Origin of the sequence: Sulfitobacter sp. D7, from assembly GCF_003611275.1 — a bacterium.
GTDB classification, from domain to species: Bacteria; Pseudomonadota; Alphaproteobacteria; order Rhodobacterales; family Rhodobacteraceae; genus Sulfitobacter; species Sulfitobacter profundi.
On the sequence record NZ_CP020694.1, the window covers coordinates 505,514 to 525,405 of the forward strand.

The window sequence follows — 19,892 nt, forward strand, 5'->3', positions numbered from 1 at the left end:
TTCGGATGGCACACGGAACATACCTTCAAGCACATACCCATGTGTTTGAACGTCTGTTCCCGGATGAAGCAAGCTTCATCCCACAGACGAATTGACATCGTAAAGAGAGATACTAACAACATGTTTGATCGGCCCGCGTTAGGGGATGATCTCGGTTGCTGCCCTTCGGGGCCGGTGTTTGAATGGCTGTTTCCTCGGCCTTTCGGACATATCGCGACCGAAACGAATATGTTGTCCAAGTCAAGTACACTAACCAGAGCGATGACGCGGACCTCCTGCACGGACGGTTCGCTATCTGCATCGCTCATTGTCCAGACGATAGTCTGGGCGGGTAAAAGTATGCTTTTGATACAGGATAAAGAGGATCAGTTTCTTACCAGCTTCTGATCTTCGCGCGAGACGCTAAGTCTTGCTTTTTCTGGATCAAATCAAGCGCGAAAAGGGCGTTTGGTGAATGCCTTGGCAGTAAGAGGCGATGAAAGACGTGATACTCTGCGATAAGCCATGGGGAGCTGAGAATAAGCTTTGATCCATGGATTTCTGAATGGGGCAACCCACCTGATACTTTGTTATTACTGCACTTCGGTGCAGCTAATAACTTGGTAAACCAGGTATTTTTAGGCTGAATATATAGGCTTAAAAAGGCAAACCCGGGGAACTGAAACATCTAAGTACCCGGAGGAAAGGAAATCAATATGATACTCCCCTAGTAGCGGCGAGCGAACGGGGACCAGCCGAGCCATGAGTGTGGTTAGAATGCGTTGGAATGCGCAACCAAAGTGGGTGATAGTCCCGTATAAGAAGCATGATTGGACGTATTAAGTAGGGCGGAACACGTGAAATTCTGTCTGAAGATCGGAGGACCACCTTCGAAGGCTAAGTACTCCTTACTGACCGATAGTGAACCAGTACCGTGAGGGAAAGGTGAAAAGCACCCCGACGAGGGGAGTGAAACAGTACCTGAAACCGAACGCCTACAAACAGTTGGAGGGACCTTGCGTCCTGACAGCGTACCTTTTGTATAATGGGTCATCGACTTGGTCTCACGAGCAAGCTTAAGCCGTTAGGTGTAGGCGTAGCGAAAGCGAGTCTTAATAGGGCGTTGAGTTCGTGGGATCAGACCCGAAACCGAGTGATCTAGGCATGGCCAGGTTGAAGATAAGGTAACACTTATTGGAGGACCGAACCCACATCTGTTGAAAAAGATCGGGATGAGCTGTGCCTAGGGGTGAAAGGCCAATCAAACTCGGAGATAGCTGGTTCTCTGCGAAATCTATTTAGGTAGAGCGTCGACCGAATACCCTCGGGGGTAGAGCACTGGATGGGTAATGGGGCCCCACAGGCTTACTGATCCTAACCAAACTCCGAATACCGAGGAGTACTAGTCGGCAGACACACGGCGAATGCTAACGTCCGTCGTGAAGAGGGAAACAACCCTAACCTCCAGCTAAGGCCCCTAATTCATGGCTAAGTGGGAAAGCAGGTGAGACGACCAAAACAACCAGGAGGTTGGCTTAGAAGCAGCCATCCTTTAAAGATAGCGTAACAGCTCACTGGTCTAAATAAGTTGTCTTGCGGCGAAGATGTAACGGGGCTCAAGCCATGAGCCGAAGCTGAGGATGCATTTATTGCATGGTAGCAGAGCGTAGTGTGACATAGTTCCATGTGTCCTTACCTACTTAGGTAGGATTGGACACAAGGAGCTTTCTGTGAAGCTGGCGCGTGAGCGATCCGGTGGAGAGATCACTAGTGAGAATGATGACATGAGTAGCGACAAAGAGTGTGAGAGACACTCTCGCCGAAAGTCCAAGGGTTCCTGCTTAAAGCTAATCTGAGCAGGGTAAGCCGACCCCTAAGGCGAGGCCGAAAGGCGTAGTCGATGGGAACCAGGTTAATATTCCTGGGCCAGATGGAAGTGACGGATCTCGAGGGTAGTTCATCCTTATCGGATTGAATGGGCTGCTTAGAGGTCCCTGGAAATAGCTCCATCGCTAGATCGTACCCTAAACCGACACAGGTGGACAGGTAGAGAATACCAAGGCGCTTGAGAGAACTATGTTGAAGGAACTCGGCAAAATACCTCCGTAAGTTCGCGAGAAGGAGGCCCGGTTTCTAGGCAACTAGAGGCTGGGGGCACAAACCAGGGGGTGGCGACTGTTTATTAAAAACACAGGGCTCTGCGAAGTCGCAAGACGACGTATAGGGTCTGACGCCTGCCCGGTGCCTGAAGGTTAAAAGGAGGGGTGAGAGCTCTGAATTGAAGCCCAGGTAAACGGCGGCCGTAACTATAACGGTCCTAAGGTAGCGAAATTCCTTGTCGGGTAAGTTCCGACCTGCACGAATGGCGTAACGACTTCCCCGCTGTCTCCAACATAGACTCAGCGAAATTGAATTACCGGTCAAGATGCCGGTTACCCGCGGTTAGACGGAAAGACCCCGTGCACCTTTACTACAGCTTCACACTGGCATTAGGCCGAACATGTGCAGGATAGGTGGTGGGCTTTGAAACCGAGACGCCAGTCTCGGTGGAGCCTCCCTTGAGATACCACCCTTGTTCTGCTTGATGTCTAACCGCGGACCGTTATCCGGTTCCGGGACCCTGTGTGGCGGGTAGTTTGACTGGGGCGGTCGCCTCCTAAATCGTAACGGAGGCGCGCGAAGGTTGGCTCAGAGCGGTCGGAAATCGCTCGTTGAGTGCAATGGCAGAAGCCAGCCTGACTGCGAGACTGACAAGTCGAGCAGAGTCGAAAGACGGCCATAGTGATCCGGTGGTCCCAAGTGGGAGGGCCATCGCTCAACGGATAAAAGGTACGCCGGGGATAACAGGCTGATACTGCCCAAGAGTCCATATCGACGGCAGTGTTTGGCACCTCGATGTCGGCTCATCTCATCCTGGGGCTGGAGCAGGTCCCAAGGGTACGGCTGTTCGCCGTTTAAAGAGGTACGTGAGCTGGGTTTAGAACGTCGTGAGACAGTTCGGTCCCTATCTTCCGTGGGTGTAGGATACTTGAGAGGAGTTGCCCCTAGTACGAGAGGACCGGGGTGAACGATCCACTGGTGGACCAGTTGTTATGCCAATAGCAGTGCTGGGTAGCTATGATCGGACAGGATAACCGCTGAAGGCATCTAAGCGGGAAGCCCCCCTCAAAACAAGGTATCCCTGAGAGCCGAGGTAGACCACCTCGTCGATAGGCCAGAGATGTAAGCGTGGTAACACGTTCAGTTGACTGGTACTAATTGCTCGATAGGCTTGATTTGATCCAGTAGAAGCAAGACTTCAACTTATCAATCAAAAGCATACACATACAATCAGTTGTACATGACTTGGAACACGCTCTGCGTCGCAACGCGCAGAGCGCTTTATCAGGAGTTTATTTGGTTTGGTGATCATAGCGCGAGCAAAACACCTGGTCCCATCCCGAACCCAGCCGTTAAGTGCCGTAGCGCCGATGGTACTGCGTCTTAAGACGTGGGAGAGTAGGTCATCGCCAAACCTAATAAGTTCCTGATAAAAAAAGTATCTCTCGACGATGAGAAAAATAACAAAACCGCCGCAGCTATAAAGCTGCGGCGGTTTTGTCTTTGGGGGGCGGGGGGCGTTATCGGCACGTTTCTGTGTCCCCAAACTCACGCGCGAACTTTGGCGAAGCGAAAGTTAAGGGGGCTGCGTAAAATCTCAAGAAAAATCTAAATTCTATGTACGAATGCCCTTGCAGCCCTCGTGCTATAAGTCTAAACGAAGGGCATTGGCGCGGGATGGAGCAGCCCGGTAGCTCGTCAGGCTCATAACCTGAAGGTCGTAGGTTCAAATCCTACTCCCGCAACCAAGCCTATCGAACTTTTGTTCGCAAAGCCGCCCTTCGGGGCGGCTTTTGCATATGTCATTGGGAACTTTGTCAAATCTCCCTCGATGCCCAAAAGGTGCCCGCCTTCCTCCACTTCCTCGACGCTGATGGTTTCCACCAGAATCCGCAGAATATCGCGCGCATGGATGACCAACTCGGGTTCTGCGAGAATCGTTTCCAGCTTTCTCACATGCGCAGCGTAGACCTCCTCTAGGTCCGTCGGCAGCATCGGCCGGGTGTCTTCAATCTGCCGCTGTTGGGCCTGCAACTTGAGCTTCCGCGCTTCGGCTTTCGACAGGGCTTCAATAAGGGCAGGACTGTTCACGCCGGCAAGGATCGCGTCGGTTCCGTTCCGGATTTCAGTCTCCACTGCGCGGAGCTGCCGGGTGACCGAAGCGCGATCGGCTTGGAGCGACTGCGTCGCATCAACAAGCGCCCTCGCATACTCCTCCCGGAACCGCGTGAAAGCATCGGACCCGAGCAGCGCGCGTTTCACGCCGCCCAAAACTGCCTGCTCCGCCTCGTCCTTCAAGAGGCCTGTCATGCCGGTGCATTGGCTAGGTCCCTGCTCTTTGGCGGTTTTGCAGTAGTAGCGTTTGTGTACTGTACCAGCGATCGTCAACGGCCCACCGCATTTGGCGCAGCGGAGGAAGCCAGACAGAAGAAACTTGGGGCGGGGGCCGACACCACCGCTGTTGGAGCCCCGCCGGGGTTTGACTTGGAAGCTGTCTTGGCGCGCTTTGACCCGCGCCCAGAGGTTATCGTCGATGATCCTCAGCTCCGGAACCTCCACGCGAACCCATTCTTCCTCCGGCCGCAGGCGGGAGACGCGCTTTTGTGTTTGCGGGTGTCGACGGTACTCGAGGCGATCCCAGACCCTGACGCCGATATAGAGTTCGTTGTTCAGGATGCCGGTGCCGCGCTTGCGGTTGCCGAAGACAGTGTTTTGGCGCCAGGCTCTTCCGCTCGGGCTTGGGATTCCGTCCTGGTTCAACTGGTCAACGATTTTCTTGGGCGATATCCCCTCTGCAAACTCCGTCAGGATACGACGAACGATCTGCGCCTCACCCTCATTGATGACCAGCGCGCCTTTGATCTTGTCGCCTCGTTCGTCTCTCGGGGTCACATAGCCGTAAGAGCGGCCGCCGGCGCTTTTCCCCGCGGCCACATTGCCCGCGAGGCCGCGATGGGCCTGTAGGGCGATGGATTTCAGCAAGGCGCCACTCATCAGGGACTTCAGCCCCATGTTCAGCGCGTTCGCCTCGCCATCAATGATCGTCATGATCTTGACGTCATGAAAGGCGCAGAGCTTTTCCAGTTGGGCGCTGTGCTCCCCGTCGCGGGTCAGCCGCTCGATGTTCTCGGCCACCACGATATCGATCATTCCGCCCTCGATCCCGCGCAGCAGCTCTTGATAGCCGGGCCGGTGATCGCTGTAGCCGGTCAGCTCCGCGTCGGTCAGGATGCGTTCAATGTGCCAGCCGTGCCGGTCGGCGAACCGCTGACATTCTGAAATCTGATCATCGAGGGATTTTTGGGTCTGCTTGTTGGTGGAGTAGCGGGCATAGACCCATGCGCGGAGTGCGGTTGAGGCGGGTTTTGTGGGCATAGAGGTGGTCCTTGCGATGAGGAAAGGCAAACGGACAGCATGCGGCGGAATGGATGACATGCATCCCGCCGGTGCGGCAAGCTAAAGTTCTGGTTGAGTAGGGGCTAGATTTTGGGCGCCGGCTGCGTGGTAATCATTACCGGGGGGTGCACTGTGCCGATGATGGAGAGACGCACAGCGCCACCTTCTTGAAGCATCGCCAGTTCCTTGGGGGTGGGTTCCCAAACGCTGGTCATTTGAGGGGCGCCATCGATCACTTCATCGAGGATGGCAAGTGCGTAGTATTCGTCTTGTGCCTCGGCCAGTACGCGCGTGGCGTTGGTTATTCTCAAGGGCTGCATAGGGGCTCCGTGCTACTTGGTTTTGTTAAAATTAGGTGGGCGCAAGTCTATAAGCGATGTCCTGATATCGAGCATATGCAGCCCCGCGACCTCTACGACGGCCACGATCTGTTCCCTGCACATGTTCGCTCTCATCATTTCGAGGGCTGCTCTTTCAGCGGTGTCTCGACTGACATATGTTGTGTGGCCCTGAAGCTGGTTCGGCCCTTCGTCGGTGATCTGCACAAGGAAAAATTGCCCGGGTTTAAAATCGTATGCTGCATTCGCCATATCGGCCTCCGGAGCTAATTTAATTGATAGAAGTGGTCGATCTTTACGCCCTCAGGGACTTGGCCACGCCACCACCATTCTGCGTTCTCCCGATGGCGCTCTATTGGCTCAGTAACGAGGACGCGATGATCGACGCTCATTTTGTAATGAAGGGTATCGTCGATGTATGTGTCGCCCGGCTCGGCGGGGCGCAGAGCCGCACAAAACATGCGACCATCTTTGCGAACTCGAATTGCCATACGGATATCTACTTATTGAAGATAGCTGCGATCCCGATGCCCACTATGACCGCGGTTACACCGGCTGCCACCAATTCTACTAGGGTCGCACTCCCACGGGCATAAAGGACGATCCGGCTCGTCAAATATCCGACGGCAAACATTCCACCTAACTCCCAACTCATATTCCGCTCCTAACTAGCTCTTACGCGCCGGAGATAATCCCAGGCGTCATCAAATTGATCATCATCGAGGCCTAGCGCCGCTAGCGCCTCGACCAAAACCCGCGTCTCTTTTGACATTCGTTTTGGGGGCTTCGGGCAATGGCAGTCTGCATGGTCACCATAAACTGCGCGGTTCCAGCAGCCCGGCACTAGGAACCGCTCGCTCGTAACGTCATCCGCCTTATGCCAGCGACATATCTGCAAACCTTTCTCCTATGCTCGATCAGTTGTGTCGGATTAGGTGCAGCGGCCCCATAGATACCGCCCATTGCCAATCTTTTGCGTCACCTCCGGTCGAGAAGCCGAACGGCAGCCCCCACACGCCCCATATCAAAGCTACATGCATCACTTGCTCCTTTGCTGAGCATGGCCACCGGTCAACTCATTCCCCGCGTAAGGGGCGCTGGTAGCCTGCGCACGAGAAGCGCTGCCCATCCAGAAACCTTGGATCCCGGTGTTCTTTACGCCGGCCATGCATTTTTCCTTTGACTTCATCAGCCGATCTTACTGACGCGCTGACGTCCCGCGTCGCCCACCATCTCCTGAGCTTCATCGACAGAAGTCATCTCGCGGGAGATGTGCCGTGCGAGGAGAACGATCATGCCTTCCAGTGCGATGTCGCAGGCTGAGGGAGCGGGGGTGGTAGCGGATGTTTCGCGGGCCTTTTTCCGGCGATCGGTTCTCGGCGTCGGGCCGGTGGTTGTAATCTGGTTCATACCAATGCCCTCGAAGCCAGTGTTTTCAGAGCGAGCAGCGCGAGGCTGACCGCTAGTGTTGGGGTCGCAATACAAAGCAGCCTGTCAAAAAGCGGCATTACGTGTCCTCCTGTCTTTCTCTTCTGCGTCGAGAGCGCGCAGCGCGGCGGGTGAAATCGCCTCCAGCCAGCGCTCGCATTTCTCCCAGGCTTCCTCGGCCGCAAAGCTGTCGTGTGCCCGGATCGCGATGCGCAGCTGCTGGAAATCCCTGCGGATGGTCGCGTAGCGAACCTTTCCGAAGCGCTGAGATATGATGTGGTCTTCAGGCACTTTTGGGCCTCACCGCGATAAAGGGCCACGGCCGGTCCTCGGATAGCGCTTGGTCGCGTATGGCTCGGGCTTGGGCGTGAGTGCCGATCCATGCATAGTCCGTTCCCTTCGTCCGCCCGGTCCCGGAAAGGTGTAGATACTCCTTCGTTCTCGGGTCGCGGAACCGAACGCGGTTCTTGTTGGATGTCGGCAGCTGAGTTTTGAGTTTTGGGCTGCCTGTAACCACCTGCGTCATATCAGCGGCCTTTCAGGGATTGCGTTGCTATGAGGTGGCAGGAACTCAGCGAAGGGCTTATACCGATAGCGGACATGCCGCCTCGCAGCGCCTCGACGCGATCAGCAAGGCTCTGGACCAAGGGATCATTGCAGCCAAGCTCTCGCGCCGCCCTCAGGAGGGCATGATCGCTATCGTCAACCATTTCTGTCACTGTTGGTGTGAAGTTGGTCACGCTGCTTCTCCCTTCATCACGTCAGGCAGCCAGCTATCGATCGCTGCGACCTCCGCACGGCTCAGCCCCAAGGCCTCCTGCGTGCTGGCGTCGTTGAACAGCTTTTCGAGCTCCTGGCGCTTCTCGCCGACCTTCAGCTTGGCAAAGCGTTCCATCTGATCTTCGCGCTCTTCGGTCACCACCAGCTCTCGCCAGATGCTATCAAGTGCCTCTGAGCGGCAGGCGTTGAACAGGCTCTCTGCTGTCGGTGTCCAGATGGCGCGCGGGCTGACGTCTAGCCGTTGCATCAGAGCGCGGTTGGCGGCGCTGGCGAAGGGCGCGTTCATCGTCCGCGCCAGAAGGGTGGTGAGGATCTGATTGCGGTGCTTTTTGCCTTTGGCGATGAAGGCATCGAAAGCCGCGTCGAAGTCTTCGCGTGGGTCAGCGGCTTGATCATCGTCTTCGCCGGTGACGCGCTTGTCGACGGTGAGGCTATTGGCAACTTCGGGCAGGGTCAGCTGCTCTTCAGCGCGGATATTGAAGGGGCCGGTGAAACTTGGCATCTCGGTCCAAAGCTGGAAGGCCAACAGATCGAGAGCCAGTTCTGGCTGGGCGATCATCCGCGCTTGCAGGGCGAGCCGCTCAATACGGCGCAAGTCCTCGATCCCGGCTTGGGTGATCGGTGGCTTTGGAGCGATTTTCTCTACCTCATCGCCCTCAGCGCCGGAATTTGAGCCGGCGCGCTGTTGAGCGGGCAGGTAGGCGGAGCTGACCTCTAGCTTCCCATCGCGGTCCACCAGGACGAAGACGGTGGCAGCCTCTCGCTCTTCGTCTTTGTAGTCGCCAAGCATTCTTTGTTCGAGCGCGTCAAACTCTGCCTTCTCGGCGTCGGTGAAGGTCTGCGTTTCGCCGAGTTCGCAAAGTTCTGCATGTCGGATGGCATCCGCTTCGGGCAAGTCGATGGCCTGGCGGTAAATCCGCGTCATGCCTTCGGTGTGCTGGTAGCCGACCCACGATTCAAAAACAGGAATGACCCGGGCGAAACCCTCGCTTGCCTGAAGCTCCTCAGCCGCTTTGATCAGCTTTGTCTCAAACAACTGATGGATCAGTTCCGCGTTGTGCAGCCGGGATTGATCGCTGAACAGGTCTTCGTCGAGCGTGCCGCCCTCGGCACGGTAGAGGTCAAGGCCGATGAACTGCACGCGGCGATCTGTTGAGGGCACGTTGCCTTCCATTAATTGATGACGCAGGCGGTCAGCGGAATAGCGATGCTCTGTCGCCAGCTTCAAAGCCTGTGCCTCGCGCTCTGCGCCGCCGGTGACGGTGAGCACCTGAGCGATGTCGAGGGTGATGTCTCCGGATCGTAGGGCATCCAATGTGGAAGCCGACAATCCAGCCAGTTTCAGGCGACGCTGGACGTGGGCCCGGGTTTGGCCGAATGCCGCTGCGATCTGATCGGCATCGCTGCCGTGATCGGCCATGGCGGCATAAGCGCGGATTTCATCTGCCGGGTGGAGCGGGCGCTGCGTGGCACCTTCGGACCCCGCCCAACTGCGGGCCAGTGCGGGGTCGGTGGTCACGTTCACCGGGATCGCGTCGAAGTCGATGTCTGCGCTGTCGGCAAAATCGCTGCCCTGTGCACGCAAGTGTTCCAGTGCCCGCAGCCGCCGGCCGCCAGCGACAATGCCCAACTTCCCGTCTTCGTACAGCGCGTTGAGGTTCTGCATCAAGCCGTTGATGGACAGCGATTTCGCGAGCGCAGCGATGTCTTCGGGATCGTGAACTTGACGCGGATTAAAGGCATGCAGCGAGAGGTCATCAAGCGGCACGGTGCGGGTGGTCGACATGGGGGATTGGTCGGTCATAGGGGCTCCAATTATTGGGGGGATTTGGTCCAGCGCACATACAGAGTGAGCCCGAATAGGGTCAGTCGCTCTACGCGGTAAGTGCAGCCAAAGCCCGGTACTGTTTCAGTGGTCCATTTCATGCTCAGGCCCTCAGCAGGCGCCGCAGTAGAGCGCGAGGTTTGGCGTGATTTGGATGTGCGCGATCGCAGTGCTCGCGGCGGTCGCGATAGTGGCGAGCAGGGTGGCGAGCAGCAGAGCAAACAGAATGACGCCGAGATAGGCAGGCCAGCGACGGGACTGGACGCAGCGCGAGGGCTCATGCAGCCACGGTCCGCTGCCTTCCATTGCCCGTAGCCTCGCAAGGGTTGTGGCGTGCTGATCTTGCTGCCGCTGTTCATCGCGCTGGACTGCCATCATTTCCTCCAATGCTTTGGTAAGGTCGGGGCGACTACGGCTGAGCGGGGCGCTCATGCTGCTGTCTTTTCGAGAGTGTCGCGCAGTGTTCGGGCGCGGTGAGCATCCTCGCCGTTCCGATCGAGCAATAGGATCGTGTCACAGGCCGCGATCACGGCGGCATCGGAATAGTGGCAGCAATCCGCGATAATGCCGCGGGCATGGGCGAGGTCGGCTTCATCCTTAGTCATCATGGGAACAATCCCTTCTGAGTGTTGTCGCCGGGGCGGATGATCGCGACGCTTTCGAGAATGAGGTGCGGCGCGCCGGTGCTTTCCGCCAACTGGCTGGCGGCATGTTCGGCATCGTTGAAGGTGCTGTAGCGTTGGCGCGGCTCGGTCCGGGCGCCGGGGCCGGCAGGTTTCCGGCAGATCATCCAGAAGCGTGCGAACTGTGGAAGCTCGGACATCACGCGACCTCTTTTGGTGACGCGGCAACCGCAGCTGCGCAGAGCGCGGTAGCTGGCACTTTGGGGCAGGTGGCCTGCAAAACCACGGTGACCTCGCCGGGATAGCTCTGGTGGATCACCGCATGACAAAGCTTGCGGTCGCAGCGGTGAAGGCTGCGCCATTTCGCAATGTGGAAGCTGCCGTGCATCAGGCCGATCGGCTCATTCCGATGGGGTGCGCCGATGCTGAACCCAGCATCTTTCGCTGCGGCGATAGCGCTGTCGAGGTCGGGAAATGTGAGCTTCATGCCGCGTCACCGCCGGTCGGCGCCACGTGGTGACGAATGCGGGTGAGGATGCGGGGGGCTCGACTGTCGAAGTCAGCCAAGACCGGATTGAACGGTTCGGCTTCAACGATATGGGCGGGCGGTCCGAGACGATCGAGGTTTACGCGCTTGCCGCGCTCGGCCATGAGGATGTCCCACGCGCAGGCGAGTATCGTGGGCTGCGTGTGGAAGTGTTCAGGGTTCGTGACAACCGCGTGGGCGGTTTCGGTGCTGCGTCTTTGCATATTCCATCTCCATTACCGGGGTGGTGTGAAGAGAAATGATACGCAATATGCGTAGTGTCAACTCATTAAATACACAAAATGCGTATTTTTGAGATTCTCGCTACGTTGCAATGAGCCTGTCAGCACGGCCGCGGTCGAAAAGAAAACCTTCATTGGGCTGGGTGTTAGTGAGACGACGAGAGTGTTGATAGTCCGACACCGGTTGGTGTCGAGCTGCGCCTCGGGTGTTCGACTAGCCTCTGCTTTTGGAATGGACGAGGATGCGGAAAGCTAATGCATCGAATCTATGAGTGGCCGGATCAGTATTGCGGCGCTCTATCACGGGTCTTTTGAGGCCTCTGCTGCCAACCGCATTTGGGTCTAACTCAAGAAGAGCAAATCTTTTTCTCATGCCTGTTCTTGCTAAGTTAAAAAGTTTCCGTTCCGCGTATTGACCCCCGTGTAAGCGTACAAGTAGCGTGAACGTATAGAGAACGCGGGGGTGATTTTATGAGGTTAAATATTGAAGATCGAGAGGACGCTGCATTGCTTGCCTTGCTCAAAATGGCCCGCTTGAAGTCGGGGTTGCCACTAGATTTTTGGGCAGACTTCACAGAAGGGCTTGATCACAATTCCGTCGCGATCCTGTGCGGGAGGTCAGACCTGATACCAAAGTATGTGAACTCCAAGGGGACGGAATAGACCTTCCTAAGTTTCTTCGCGACCGGCAAGGGTAAGTCACGCTTGCCGTTCTCGTAGTCGCCCCATGCTTGGGGTGACATCCCAAGATTTGCCGCAAAGTCCTTCTTATTGAGCCCGCTGATTTCGCGTATCCGAGAAATTCTTGCGGCTACCGCCTCCCGTTTATCTTGCTGATCTTCAAGCACAATAGTCCCCATCATAATTGGGGTAATCCTAGATAAACAACTTGCGGATCGCATTTAGCAATTTGCGTATTGACCGTGATACGCAATATGCGTAGTGCTTTGGCATGGAACAAATTCTTAAAATTTGGCCGACCATGTCCGAGTTGGCAAAAGACATCGACAAGCCCTACTCGACTGTGGCGGCTTGGAAAGCACGAGGGAAAATCCCTGCGGACCACGATTTCGTCTTGATTGATGCCGCTAAAAAGCGAGGCGAGTCCCTTACTCTTGAGCAGTTGGCTCAAGCACGCCGAAATGCTGCTCCAATAACCTCGGACGCCGCCTAATGCCGCGCCCCTTCCTCCCTCCATGTCAAAATTCCCTGCCATACGCTGAACTTGCCTTGGTCACCGCATCAAAACCATGGAAACAAACATGAAGATTTCCAGCGAAGCACTTTCAGACAAGATCGACGCCGCGCTTCGTCTTCGGGTCGGCCACGGCAAGACCTACTCGTTTGAAGCTTTGGAAGAGGTCACTGGCATCAAGGCTCGGACCCTTCGCAGCTATGAAGAGGGTGTGACGCCGACCGCCGCTGGCCTTATGTCGCTTTTTGCCGCGCTTGGGCCGGGGTTTACTTCCGACATTTTGGGCATGGTGGGACAATCAGCTCGAAAGGGTGAGACTTGCCTTCCTGAGCACATGCCTACGCTCTGCGCCGCGACCGCGTTCTCATCTCTCTTGGCGGAGGCGCTGACTGATGGTCACGTCGATCACCGTGAAGCTGCTGTCCTGCGCCCGATTGCCTTGGAGCTGATGGAGTTGCTGGCCCCGATTGCCCGCGGGAAGCCGGCTGCTGTGCGGACTGGCGGTGCGGCGTGACCAATCCAGCGGTCTCGGTTGTTCCCTTTCGTCATCCGCAGGCTCCGGAGGGACATCGTTGCGATTCTCTCTCCGTCGAGCCGCGGTTCCGGGGTGGTGCGCAGCGTCTGGGGATGCGCGCCGCCCCGTCCAATTTGCGTGGCAGGGCGTTTCATGCGCTTTCCCTCACCGATGGGGCGCGGTGTCGCGTAAAGCCCCGCCCGGCGCCGGGCCAGCCTGTGGTGCGGTGTCGGGGTCTACTCCCTGTTGAACTAAGGCGCGCGGCCGGCAATGGCTGCGCGCCTCTTTTGCTCAGTTCAGCAGGTGAGGCGACGGATTGCCTCGTTCTTGGCATCGGGATGCACCTCACCAGACAGAACCTCTGCAATTCGGTACGAGCAAGCGCCCATGAAATGTTGGATGACAACGTAATCTTCGCATTGCAAGCGCATGATCCAAATGGTTACAGCATCGTCGAAGGTAAAGAATTTGCGCCGAATGGCGTAAGGGTTCAGAAGGACGCCCGTCATCGGGTGTCTGCCGTCCGGTCCGATGGACCGGTAAGAGATAGTCATGGGAGGTTCCTTTTCCTGACTATGGCGATCAATCGGCGTTCTCTCAGTGGGCCGATGATCGCAGTGTGTCGCGCAGTTCAGCGGCGCGGTATCGCTAGTCGGGGTGGCGATTCGTACTCGCTGCCCCGACGTACCAACATAAATCCTACATGCCCGCCTGATCGGTCAATGCATCAACCGCAAGGCCGCCCTATTACGACCGCAGTTCTGCGCCGGATGCCTGAGGATTATCAGGGGTTTGGCCTAGCTAATCTTCGACACAAGTCGTTGACAGGCGCGCGTTCGTTTGGGCTACGCCGACGTTCAAAGCATCTTGATTGCATCGGACAAAGCCGCCTTCACGGCTTGCCTCGACTTAGCCAGGAACTCTTTGCGGGTTGGCTCTTCAATCATAGAGATATGCACATTCACGATGATCTGAGAGTTCGTTTCAGGATCGTGCAGGACCAGCGACGCGGTTCCCTTATCCGGTCGGATCATTTCGTTGGTTACTTCAAATCCCATGGCTCGATCTTCTCCAATCAGACGCTAAAGGGGTCGGCGGTTCCTCCCGGCAGCTCTTCCGGCTGCTATACCGCCGCCTCAATTTTAGCTCGTCAGCTTCTTCAGTGCGAGCATCGCTGCTTCGGGGAATGCGTCTCCTCGAAACACCTCACCAACACGGTTTGCGTTGGTGCCCAGCCGTTGAACGACATCCGTAAAGGTCTCGCCTTGCTGGCGCAAAATATGGGCGGTTACCGCCTCATCAAGCGTCAGTTGCTTTCGCTTAATCGAAATGTCATTGAGCGCTACACCAGTCATATGGTGTTCGTAGGTTGCCATAGGGATAGCTCCTTCTCTGGCAATGTGGTCCGGCGTTTTTCGAGATGCCGTCGGGCCTGGTTTGCCGCAATTACAGCTGCGGTTGAACTGCCCGAGTCGAAGAGTAGTGATCTTCGACTCGGGACCTTACTTTACGGCAGGCCCCGTACCCTACATCAAGGCTTTTCTACGGCAAAAAACGCAATAAAAGCCTTGCCCGATACAACATGTTTTGTCGTACGGGGTGATTCTCTCTACTTATTGTGGTTGGGCCTAGGCCGCCGAAGGGTGGGAACAGCTTGGAAGCCCAAGGGTATCACCTCCTTGGTGGAGGCCGCCTGATGGTAGCTTATAACTTCCGGCCAGAGGACGCCCGCGCGATCATCTTTGGCATTAAGGCCAGCGTGATCAAGCCTCATGGCAAGCGGCCCCATGTGGCAGTCGGCGGCACTGTCCATGCTTTCTGCGGCGCTGTGCCGCCGCTCTGGATGAAGTCGCCGGAGTGCCACCGTCTGATCGTCGCGCCCTGTAGCCGCTCCGAAGAAATCGTCATCGAGGCCGATAAAGTTACGCTCGGCAACGCGGTGATGGTCACGCCGGAATGGTTTGAGACACTCGCGCGGGATGAAGGGTTCAGCGACTTCGGTTCGCTGCAGGTCCACTATGACCGCCTCTATGGGTTGCCTTTCCGGGGCCAGTACATCCGCTGGCGGCCTGATAGGGCGGAGTTCCGCGCCCAGTGGCCGCTGATCGTCAAGCCACCCGGTCCACCCGACAGCACAGATCAGGCGGCGCAGCCCCCGTAAGAGGGGCGCGTCATCCTGCAAACCAATCGGAACAGTTCGGCAGGCGGCTAACGCCGGCCGGCAAGTAAGGCAAAGGCACGGCGTTTCGTCGTGCCAACAGGCATGTGAGGACGGAACCTGTGGACCCAAGGCGCAAATACGACATCGAGCCGTCTCCTTTCGAGGGAGAATTGCGCGTAATCGCGCCGGATGAGTGGCGCCAGCAGCGATGGGGCTGGATGGAAAGCGTTCGGCGCGACAGCAGCCTGAGCCCTATGGCTCGGCTTGTCGCCGACACGTTGGTGCTGGAGTTTGCCAACCGCGAAACCCACCGGTGCGACCCGTCCCGGCGTCAGCTGGCTGACATTCATGGCTGTTCGGAAGACACGATCAAGCGGGTAATCAAGGAACTGGTTGACGGTGAATGGATCGTCGTTCTTGCAGGTGTCGGCCGGGGGCGCAGCACGCAATATGGCTTCCTCACACGGGCCAAGATCGTGCAGCTAAAAGGGGGCAAAAATGCCCCCCTAAAAGGGGGTAGGAATGCCCCCTTTCCTATCTCCCAAAAGGGGGCAGATTTGCACGGAAAAGGGGGCAAATCTGCCTTCGTGCATAATATAGATAAACCACAGAAGAACCAAAGGGCGACGGGGGCCAAGTTTTCGCCAAATCCGATGGTTCAGCGTGAGGCGCAAAATGCCGTCGCCAGATGGCGTGAAGGTCGGGCTGATGCGCTCGCTGATCTTCAGCCGTGGGTTATCGATCACATCATCGCTGCGAAGCTTCTCACCGATGCCGAACAGGCAGCGGCGGGACTGGGCTGAGAAAAGGGGAATGGGGCAAATGGATCAGATCACAACCACCGACAGCGCGCAGGAAGCCGCTGCGCCGCACGAAACCAACCGCGCCCGGGTGCGCAGGCTCTTCATCGACCCTCTGGTCAAGGATGGGATGCGGTTCAAGCATCACACCTCGGCTGATGACCAGCGCCGCAAGCTGGATCAGATGGCGGATGACCTCGGGTATCTCTCCGACGAGTCCCTGCGGGTGCTGGCTGCTTGCATGCGCACCAAGGGCGAAGGCGCGAACAAGGTCTTCTGGCCCAGCCGGGTCAGTCTTCTTGGATTTGCTGAGGCTCGGGAGCGCATGCCGTTGCAGGACGTGCCGGGGCTGCGGTCGTGGTTCGTATCGGCAGCCGGTCGCAAGGCAGCCGCAGTGCAGGGCCGATTGGTCGCTGAGTATGCCTTCTGGAAAAGCCACAAGCGCCCGCCGCTCGCCGATCGCGAATGGGCCGGGATCAACGAACGGGCTGCGGACTATGCGCGCCGGGTCGAACTGATCGAGGATCGCCAAGCGCGCGGGGTTCTGGTCACTGGCGAAGAGCGGAACTGGCTGCGGCGCTATCACGAAACCGAAGCCATGCTCCGTGGCTGGCTGGATGAGAAGGGCGCATGATGCAGATGGCACCTTTGAAGACCGAAGCGATGGGCCGCGTCCGCAAGCCGATCGCGATCCAGCGGCTGTTGGAATGGGCATTCGCCGATGAGTGCGCCTCGATCGACTTTGAGGACGAAGGCACTTTGGCGCCGGGTTACGGCCACGTAGGCAACGCTTACCGCATGGCGCAGCGTGGGCTGCTGGGCTACAAGATCGACGGCGGCGGCCGCTCCTACCCAGATCATGATGCTGACATCGTCGCCTCAGCGGTGGCCGTGCTGCCCGAGGGCTGCGGTGGGCGGCGCATGGCGGTGCAGATCGCTGAGCTGGCGCGTGCGCGTGCTGTGCCGGAAGCCTATGTTGGTGCTGTGACGCGATGTGAACCGGCTGGATGGCATGTGAACCCGCACGGTCGCCGCGCTGTGACGGAATCGCTGGGGCAAGTGGCTGACTGCAGCGGTCGTAAGGTGAAGCGTCACGACATTCGGGTGTGCCCAGTGGTGTTCAGGCCTGCTGCGGATCAGATCGCAGCGGCACGTCGCAATTATTTACAGTGGTGGTCAGCGTTGCTGGATCTTCGAGTTTGCCTGCAAATTCAGAATGATATGTCCCGTTGGAACGTGACGCATGAGCTGCCAACACGTACGCCTTGGAAAAAAGGTCTTGCCGAATAAATCTAGCCCCCCTAGACAAGACGCCAGCACCCCCAACGCGCCCGGCGAGGATCACCCTCTCCGGGCGCGTTGCGTTTAGGGGTGGGCGGAGGTGTCGCATGGGTAGGCTTGCTGGTCGTGGCATGGGCTCACGGATCGGTCGGACTGCCTCGCGGTTGAACGCGGACCCAAAGACGCCTGTCAAAGCCGAAGGCCCACGGCATTCGTCGCACCGGTGGTACTCGCTCGCCCGCTGGCGTCGGTTGCGCTGGTCGGTGCTCGAAGAGGCACGCTTCACCTGCGCTTGGTGCAAACGGGTTGAGGCGAACACATCGAAGCTTGTGGCTGACCATAAGCGCGCACATCGGGGCGATCCGGACCTGTTCTGGGATCGCAACAACCTTCAGTGCCTCTGCAAAGCCTGCCACGATAGCGAGAAGCAGCGGCAGGAACGCCGAGGGGAGGGGGGGTAAAAGTCTGCCGCCCCGCCAGAGCGGAAACCGGCAGCCCCATCATTCGGAGATTTTTTTCTGGTGGATCAGAGATTTGACTTACTGGGTGACCCTATCCCTGATGGGCGCGGTGGTCCGGGTCGAACCGGTCACATCGCCACTTCAAAAAATGCGAGCAAGATCAGAGCCTTGCTGGTCGCGGGTTTGAATAACTCACAGATCGCTCGGGAACTGGGCATCAGTGTGCCGACGCTGCGGAAGCATTATTTTCAAAGTGGGAAAATCAAGGCGAAGATGGCGCGGGAGATGGCGATCGCAGAAATGCGGGCCCGCAATATCCTCCGGCTCGATGCCCAGGCGGACAAGGGTAGCGTTTCGGCCATGCGGGCACTGGAGCCGCTGCTCGAGAAGGCGGAGCGTGAGATCGCCGAGCGCGAGATGGGCAGTGACCAGCCGCGCCAGCAATCGCCCGGGGTGAAACAGCGCCGCGAGCTCATGGGGCATGAGGCCGACGATGAACTTGAGCGCGAGCTGAACCAAGAATCGAGCCATGGACTGCACTGAGCCGCTGCCGCGGTTCGCCTGTCCGGATTGGTGGGAGCGGCTACGCCGCCGCGAAACACCAATGGCGGATGTGCCGCTGAATGAAGCCAAGGCGCGCAAGGCGCTGGCTTTCTTCAATCGGCTCCGCTTGCCCGATGTCGCAGGCAACCCGCCGATGAGCAAAGCCTGCGGCGATTGGTTCCGCGATGTGCTGGTCGCCTTTCTGGCCAGCGAGGATCCGGAGACGAAGGAAAGGCTCGTCTGGGAGCTGCTTTGCATGGTTCCGAAGAAGAGCTCGAAGACAACCTATAGCGCGGGGCTCGCCCTGACCGCGCTTTACATGAACGAGTCGCCGAACGGTCAGATGCTGCTGATCGGGCCTTCACAGAACATCTCGAACCGGCTCTTCGATCAGGCGCAGGGCATGATCCGACTGGATGAGAAACTGGCCAAGGTCTTCCGGGTTCAGGATCACACCAAGACGATCACGCGCTACAAGACAGGCACGGAACTGGAGGTGAAGACCTTCGACACCTCGATCGTGACCGGGGAAATCCCGGTCATGACGATCATCGATGAGCTGCACGAACTCGGCAAGAAGAACGGCGCGCAGCAGGTGATGCAGCAGATCAGGGGCGGCGGGATCACCATGACCGGTGGTCAGCTGATGATGATCACCACCCAGTCGGACAAAGAGCCGGCGGGCATTTGGAAGGCCGAGATCGGCAAGGCCCGGGCGATCCGGGATGGTAAGGCGGGCTCGCGGCCGATCATGTTGCCGGTGCTCTATGAGTTTCCGGAGGCGTTGCAGAAAAAGGAGCGGTACTGGCGCAACCGCGAGAACTGGCCTTTGGTGCTGCCGAACCTTGGCCGCTCGATCAGCCAGCAACGTTTGGAAGACGACTACACGAACAACGGGGCAATCAGCCCCGAGGCCGAACAGATTTGGATGAGCCAGCATCTCAACATTGAGATCGGCTTGGGGCTGCATTCCGAGCGGTGGATCGGCGCGGATCACTGGGCCGGGGCGGGGCGGCCAGGGATGACTCTGGATGAGATCATCGCCTCGTCCGAGGTTTGTGTGGTCGGTCTCGACGGCGGCGGGCTGGACGATCTGCTGGGTGTTTCGGTGTTGGGGCGTCACGCGGAAACCAAGCGCTGGATGCACTGGGGCCGGGCTTGGGCGGATCGCGGTGTGCTGACGCTGCGCAAGAGCATCGCACCCGAACTGCACGAGCTGGTCGAGGCCGGGGACCTGACGCTGGTCGACAACCTCGACGCCGAGGCCAACCCCGAGATCGTGGCGATCTGCCAGCGACTGCAAGAGGCGGGGCTGCTGCCGGAGGAAGACGGGATCGGCATGGACCCCGAAGGCGTGGCTTCGATCGTCGACGCGCTGATCGAGGCCGGGTTCGAGATCGAGGATATCCGGGCGATCAGCCAAGGCTACAAGCTGAACGCGGCGATCAAAGGGACGCCGGTCAAACTGAAGAACAAGACGCTGGTGCATTGCGACCAGCGGCTCATGCGGTGGTGCGTGGGCAATGCAAAGACAGAGACCCGCGGCAATGCCGTGCTGGTGACCAAGGCGCGCAGCGGGTCGGCAAAGATCGATCCACTCATGGCGCTGTTCAACGCCGTGATGCTGATGAGCTGGAACCCAGTCGGGCACGGTGGGCCATCGGTCTACGAAGAGCGCGGCATTCTCACGTTTTAAGGCG

General features: G+C 58.0%; 22 protein-coding genes, 1 tRNA gene and 2 rRNA genes. 11 read left to right on the top strand and 14 right to left on the bottom strand.

Translation table 11 applies throughout. From position 1 onward, the window contains the following. Positions 1-426: 426 nt before the first annotated feature. The 3 genes from B5M07_RS02435 to B5M07_RS02445 all read left to right on the top strand — a co-directional run bounded on the left by B5M07_RS02435 (position 427) and on the right by B5M07_RS02445 (position 3,827). Positions 427-3,258, top strand: a 23S ribosomal RNA gene (locus B5M07_RS02435). 121 nt (positions 3,259-3,379) lie between these two features. Further along, positions 3,380-3,494 (top strand): 5S ribosomal RNA (gene rrf / locus B5M07_RS02440). A 256-nt stretch (positions 3,495-3,750) separates the two neighbouring features. Further along, positions 3,751-3,827, top strand: a tRNA-Met gene (locus B5M07_RS02445). Here B5M07_RS02445 and B5M07_RS19700 read toward each other — a convergent pair. The 11 genes from B5M07_RS19700 to B5M07_RS19660 form a co-directional block, all read right to left on the bottom strand. After that, on the bottom strand, positions 3,784-5,514 hold the full coding sequence (locus B5M07_RS19700; protein ID WP_368073834.1) for a recombinase family protein: 1,731 nt from the start codon (positions 5,512-5,514) through the stop codon (positions 3,784-3,786). The two genes, B5M07_RS02445 and B5M07_RS19700, sit on opposite strands and share 44 nt — an antisense overlap. A gap of 44 nt (positions 5,515-5,558) precedes the next feature. Beyond that, complete coding sequence (locus B5M07_RS02460; RefSeq protein WP_120350072.1) at positions 5,559-5,795, bottom strand: hypothetical protein; 237 nt, start codon at positions 5,793-5,795, stop codon at positions 5,559-5,561. A gap of 1,206 nt (positions 5,796-7,001) precedes the next feature. After that, complete coding sequence (locus tag B5M07_RS02475; protein ID WP_120350075.1) at positions 7,002-7,223, bottom strand: hypothetical protein; 222 nt, start codon at positions 7,221-7,223, stop codon at positions 7,002-7,004. Between the two features lie 84 nt (positions 7,224-7,307). Next, complete coding sequence (locus B5M07_RS02480) at positions 7,308-7,532, bottom strand: hypothetical protein (RefSeq protein WP_120350076.1); 225 nt, start codon at positions 7,530-7,532, stop codon at positions 7,308-7,310. A gap of 445 nt (positions 7,533-7,977) precedes the next feature. Continuing rightward, positions 7,978-9,825 (bottom strand): ParB/RepB/Spo0J family partition protein, encoded by a 1,848-nt coding sequence (locus tag B5M07_RS02495; RefSeq protein WP_120350079.1) that lies wholly within the window; start codon positions 9,823-9,825, stop codon positions 7,978-7,980. 132 nt (positions 9,826-9,957) lie between these two features. Beyond that, a complete protein-coding gene (locus tag B5M07_RS02500) occupies positions 9,958-10,278 on the bottom strand; it encodes a hypothetical protein (RefSeq protein WP_120350080.1) in 321 nt (106 codons plus the stop codon). Further along, positions 10,275-10,454, bottom strand: a complete 180-nt coding sequence (locus B5M07_RS02505) for a hypothetical protein (RefSeq protein WP_120350081.1) — start codon at positions 10,452-10,454, stop codon at positions 10,275-10,277. Before B5M07_RS02505 ends, B5M07_RS02500 begins: the two co-directional genes overlap by 4 nt. Then, a complete protein-coding gene (locus tag B5M07_RS02510; protein ID WP_120350082.1) occupies positions 10,451-10,669 on the bottom strand; it encodes a hypothetical protein in 219 nt (72 codons plus the stop codon). Before B5M07_RS02510 ends, B5M07_RS02505 begins: the two co-directional genes overlap by 4 nt. Next, entirely contained in the window at positions 10,669-10,956 is a 288-nt protein-coding gene (locus B5M07_RS02515; protein WP_120350083.1) for a hypothetical protein, read from the bottom strand. Before B5M07_RS02515 ends, B5M07_RS02510 begins: the two co-directional genes overlap by 1 nt. Then, positions 10,953-11,219 carry a hypothetical protein gene (locus B5M07_RS02520; RefSeq protein WP_120350084.1) on the bottom strand — a complete coding sequence of 89 codons (267 nt, stop codon included), beginning with the start codon at positions 11,217-11,219 and terminating at the stop codon, positions 10,953-10,955. Before B5M07_RS02520 ends, B5M07_RS02515 begins: the two co-directional genes overlap by 4 nt. 605 nt (positions 11,220-11,824) lie before the next feature. Further along, a complete protein-coding gene (locus tag B5M07_RS19660) occupies positions 11,825-12,139 on the bottom strand; it encodes a helix-turn-helix domain-containing protein (RefSeq protein ID WP_120350085.1) in 315 nt (104 codons plus the stop codon). A 50-nt stretch (positions 12,140-12,189) separates the two neighbouring features. Between B5M07_RS19660 and B5M07_RS02530 the strand changes: the two genes are divergently transcribed. Beyond that, the gene (locus B5M07_RS02530) at positions 12,190-12,411 is read left to right on the top strand and encodes a hypothetical protein (protein WP_120350086.1); all 222 of its coding nucleotides are present in this window, start codon (positions 12,190-12,192) and stop codon (positions 12,409-12,411) included. An 88-nt stretch (positions 12,412-12,499) separates the two neighbouring features. Continuing rightward, the gene (locus tag B5M07_RS02535; RefSeq protein ID WP_120350087.1) at positions 12,500-12,946 is read left to right on the top strand and encodes a hypothetical protein; all 447 of its coding nucleotides are present in this window, start codon (positions 12,500-12,502) and stop codon (positions 12,944-12,946) included. Between the two features lie 296 nt (positions 12,947-13,242). On the opposite strand, the gene B5M07_RS02540 is transcribed toward B5M07_RS02535, so the two are convergent. The 3 genes from B5M07_RS02540 to B5M07_RS02550 all read right to left on the bottom strand — a co-directional run bounded on the left by B5M07_RS02540 (position 13,243) and on the right by B5M07_RS02550 (position 14,322). Beyond that, entirely contained in the window at positions 13,243-13,500 is a 258-nt protein-coding gene (locus B5M07_RS02540; protein WP_120350088.1) for a hypothetical protein, read from the bottom strand. Positions 13,501-13,803: 303 nt separating this feature from the next. Next, the gene (locus B5M07_RS02545) at positions 13,804-14,004 is read right to left on the bottom strand and encodes a hypothetical protein (RefSeq protein WP_120350089.1); all 201 of its coding nucleotides are present in this window, start codon (positions 14,002-14,004) and stop codon (positions 13,804-13,806) included. Between the two features lie 84 nt (positions 14,005-14,088). Continuing rightward, positions 14,089-14,322, bottom strand: a complete 234-nt coding sequence (locus B5M07_RS02550; protein ID WP_120350090.1) for a helix-turn-helix domain-containing protein — start codon at positions 14,320-14,322, stop codon at positions 14,089-14,091. Positions 14,323-14,642: 320 nt separating this feature from the next. On the opposite strand from B5M07_RS02550, the gene B5M07_RS02555 reads away from it, so the two are divergent. The 6 genes from B5M07_RS02555 (at position 14,643) to B5M07_RS02585 (ending at position 19,888) form a co-directional block, all read left to right on the top strand. Further along, positions 14,643-15,107: a hypothetical protein gene (locus B5M07_RS02555; RefSeq protein ID WP_120350091.1), complete on the top strand. Its 465-nt coding sequence runs from the start codon at positions 14,643-14,645 to the stop codon at positions 15,105-15,107. A gap of 119 nt (positions 15,108-15,226) precedes the next feature. Continuing rightward, the gene (locus tag B5M07_RS02560) at positions 15,227-15,910 is read left to right on the top strand and encodes a helix-turn-helix domain-containing protein (RefSeq protein WP_120350092.1); all 684 of its coding nucleotides are present in this window, start codon (positions 15,227-15,229) and stop codon (positions 15,908-15,910) included. A gap of 19 nt (positions 15,911-15,929) precedes the next feature. Beyond that, positions 15,930-16,541 carry a hypothetical protein gene (locus tag B5M07_RS02565; RefSeq protein ID WP_120350093.1) on the top strand — a complete coding sequence of 204 codons (612 nt, stop codon included), beginning with the start codon at positions 15,930-15,932 and terminating at the stop codon, positions 16,539-16,541. Beyond that, on the top strand, positions 16,538-17,197 hold the full coding sequence (locus B5M07_RS02570; protein WP_205570894.1) for a hypothetical protein: 660 nt from the start codon (positions 16,538-16,540) through the stop codon (positions 17,195-17,197). The genes B5M07_RS02565 and B5M07_RS02570 overlap by 4 nt, the downstream gene beginning before the upstream one ends. 620 nt (positions 17,198-17,817) lie before the next feature. After that, complete coding sequence (locus tag B5M07_RS02580; protein WP_120350094.1) at positions 17,818-18,192, top strand: hypothetical protein; 375 nt, start codon at positions 17,818-17,820, stop codon at positions 18,190-18,192. Beyond that, complete coding sequence (locus tag B5M07_RS02585) at positions 18,179-19,888, top strand: terminase large subunit domain-containing protein (RefSeq protein ID WP_120350095.1); 1,710 nt, start codon at positions 18,179-18,181, stop codon at positions 19,886-19,888. The genes B5M07_RS02580 and B5M07_RS02585 overlap by 14 nt, the downstream gene beginning before the upstream one ends. The last annotated feature ends 4 nt before the right edge of the window (positions 19,889-19,892 follow it).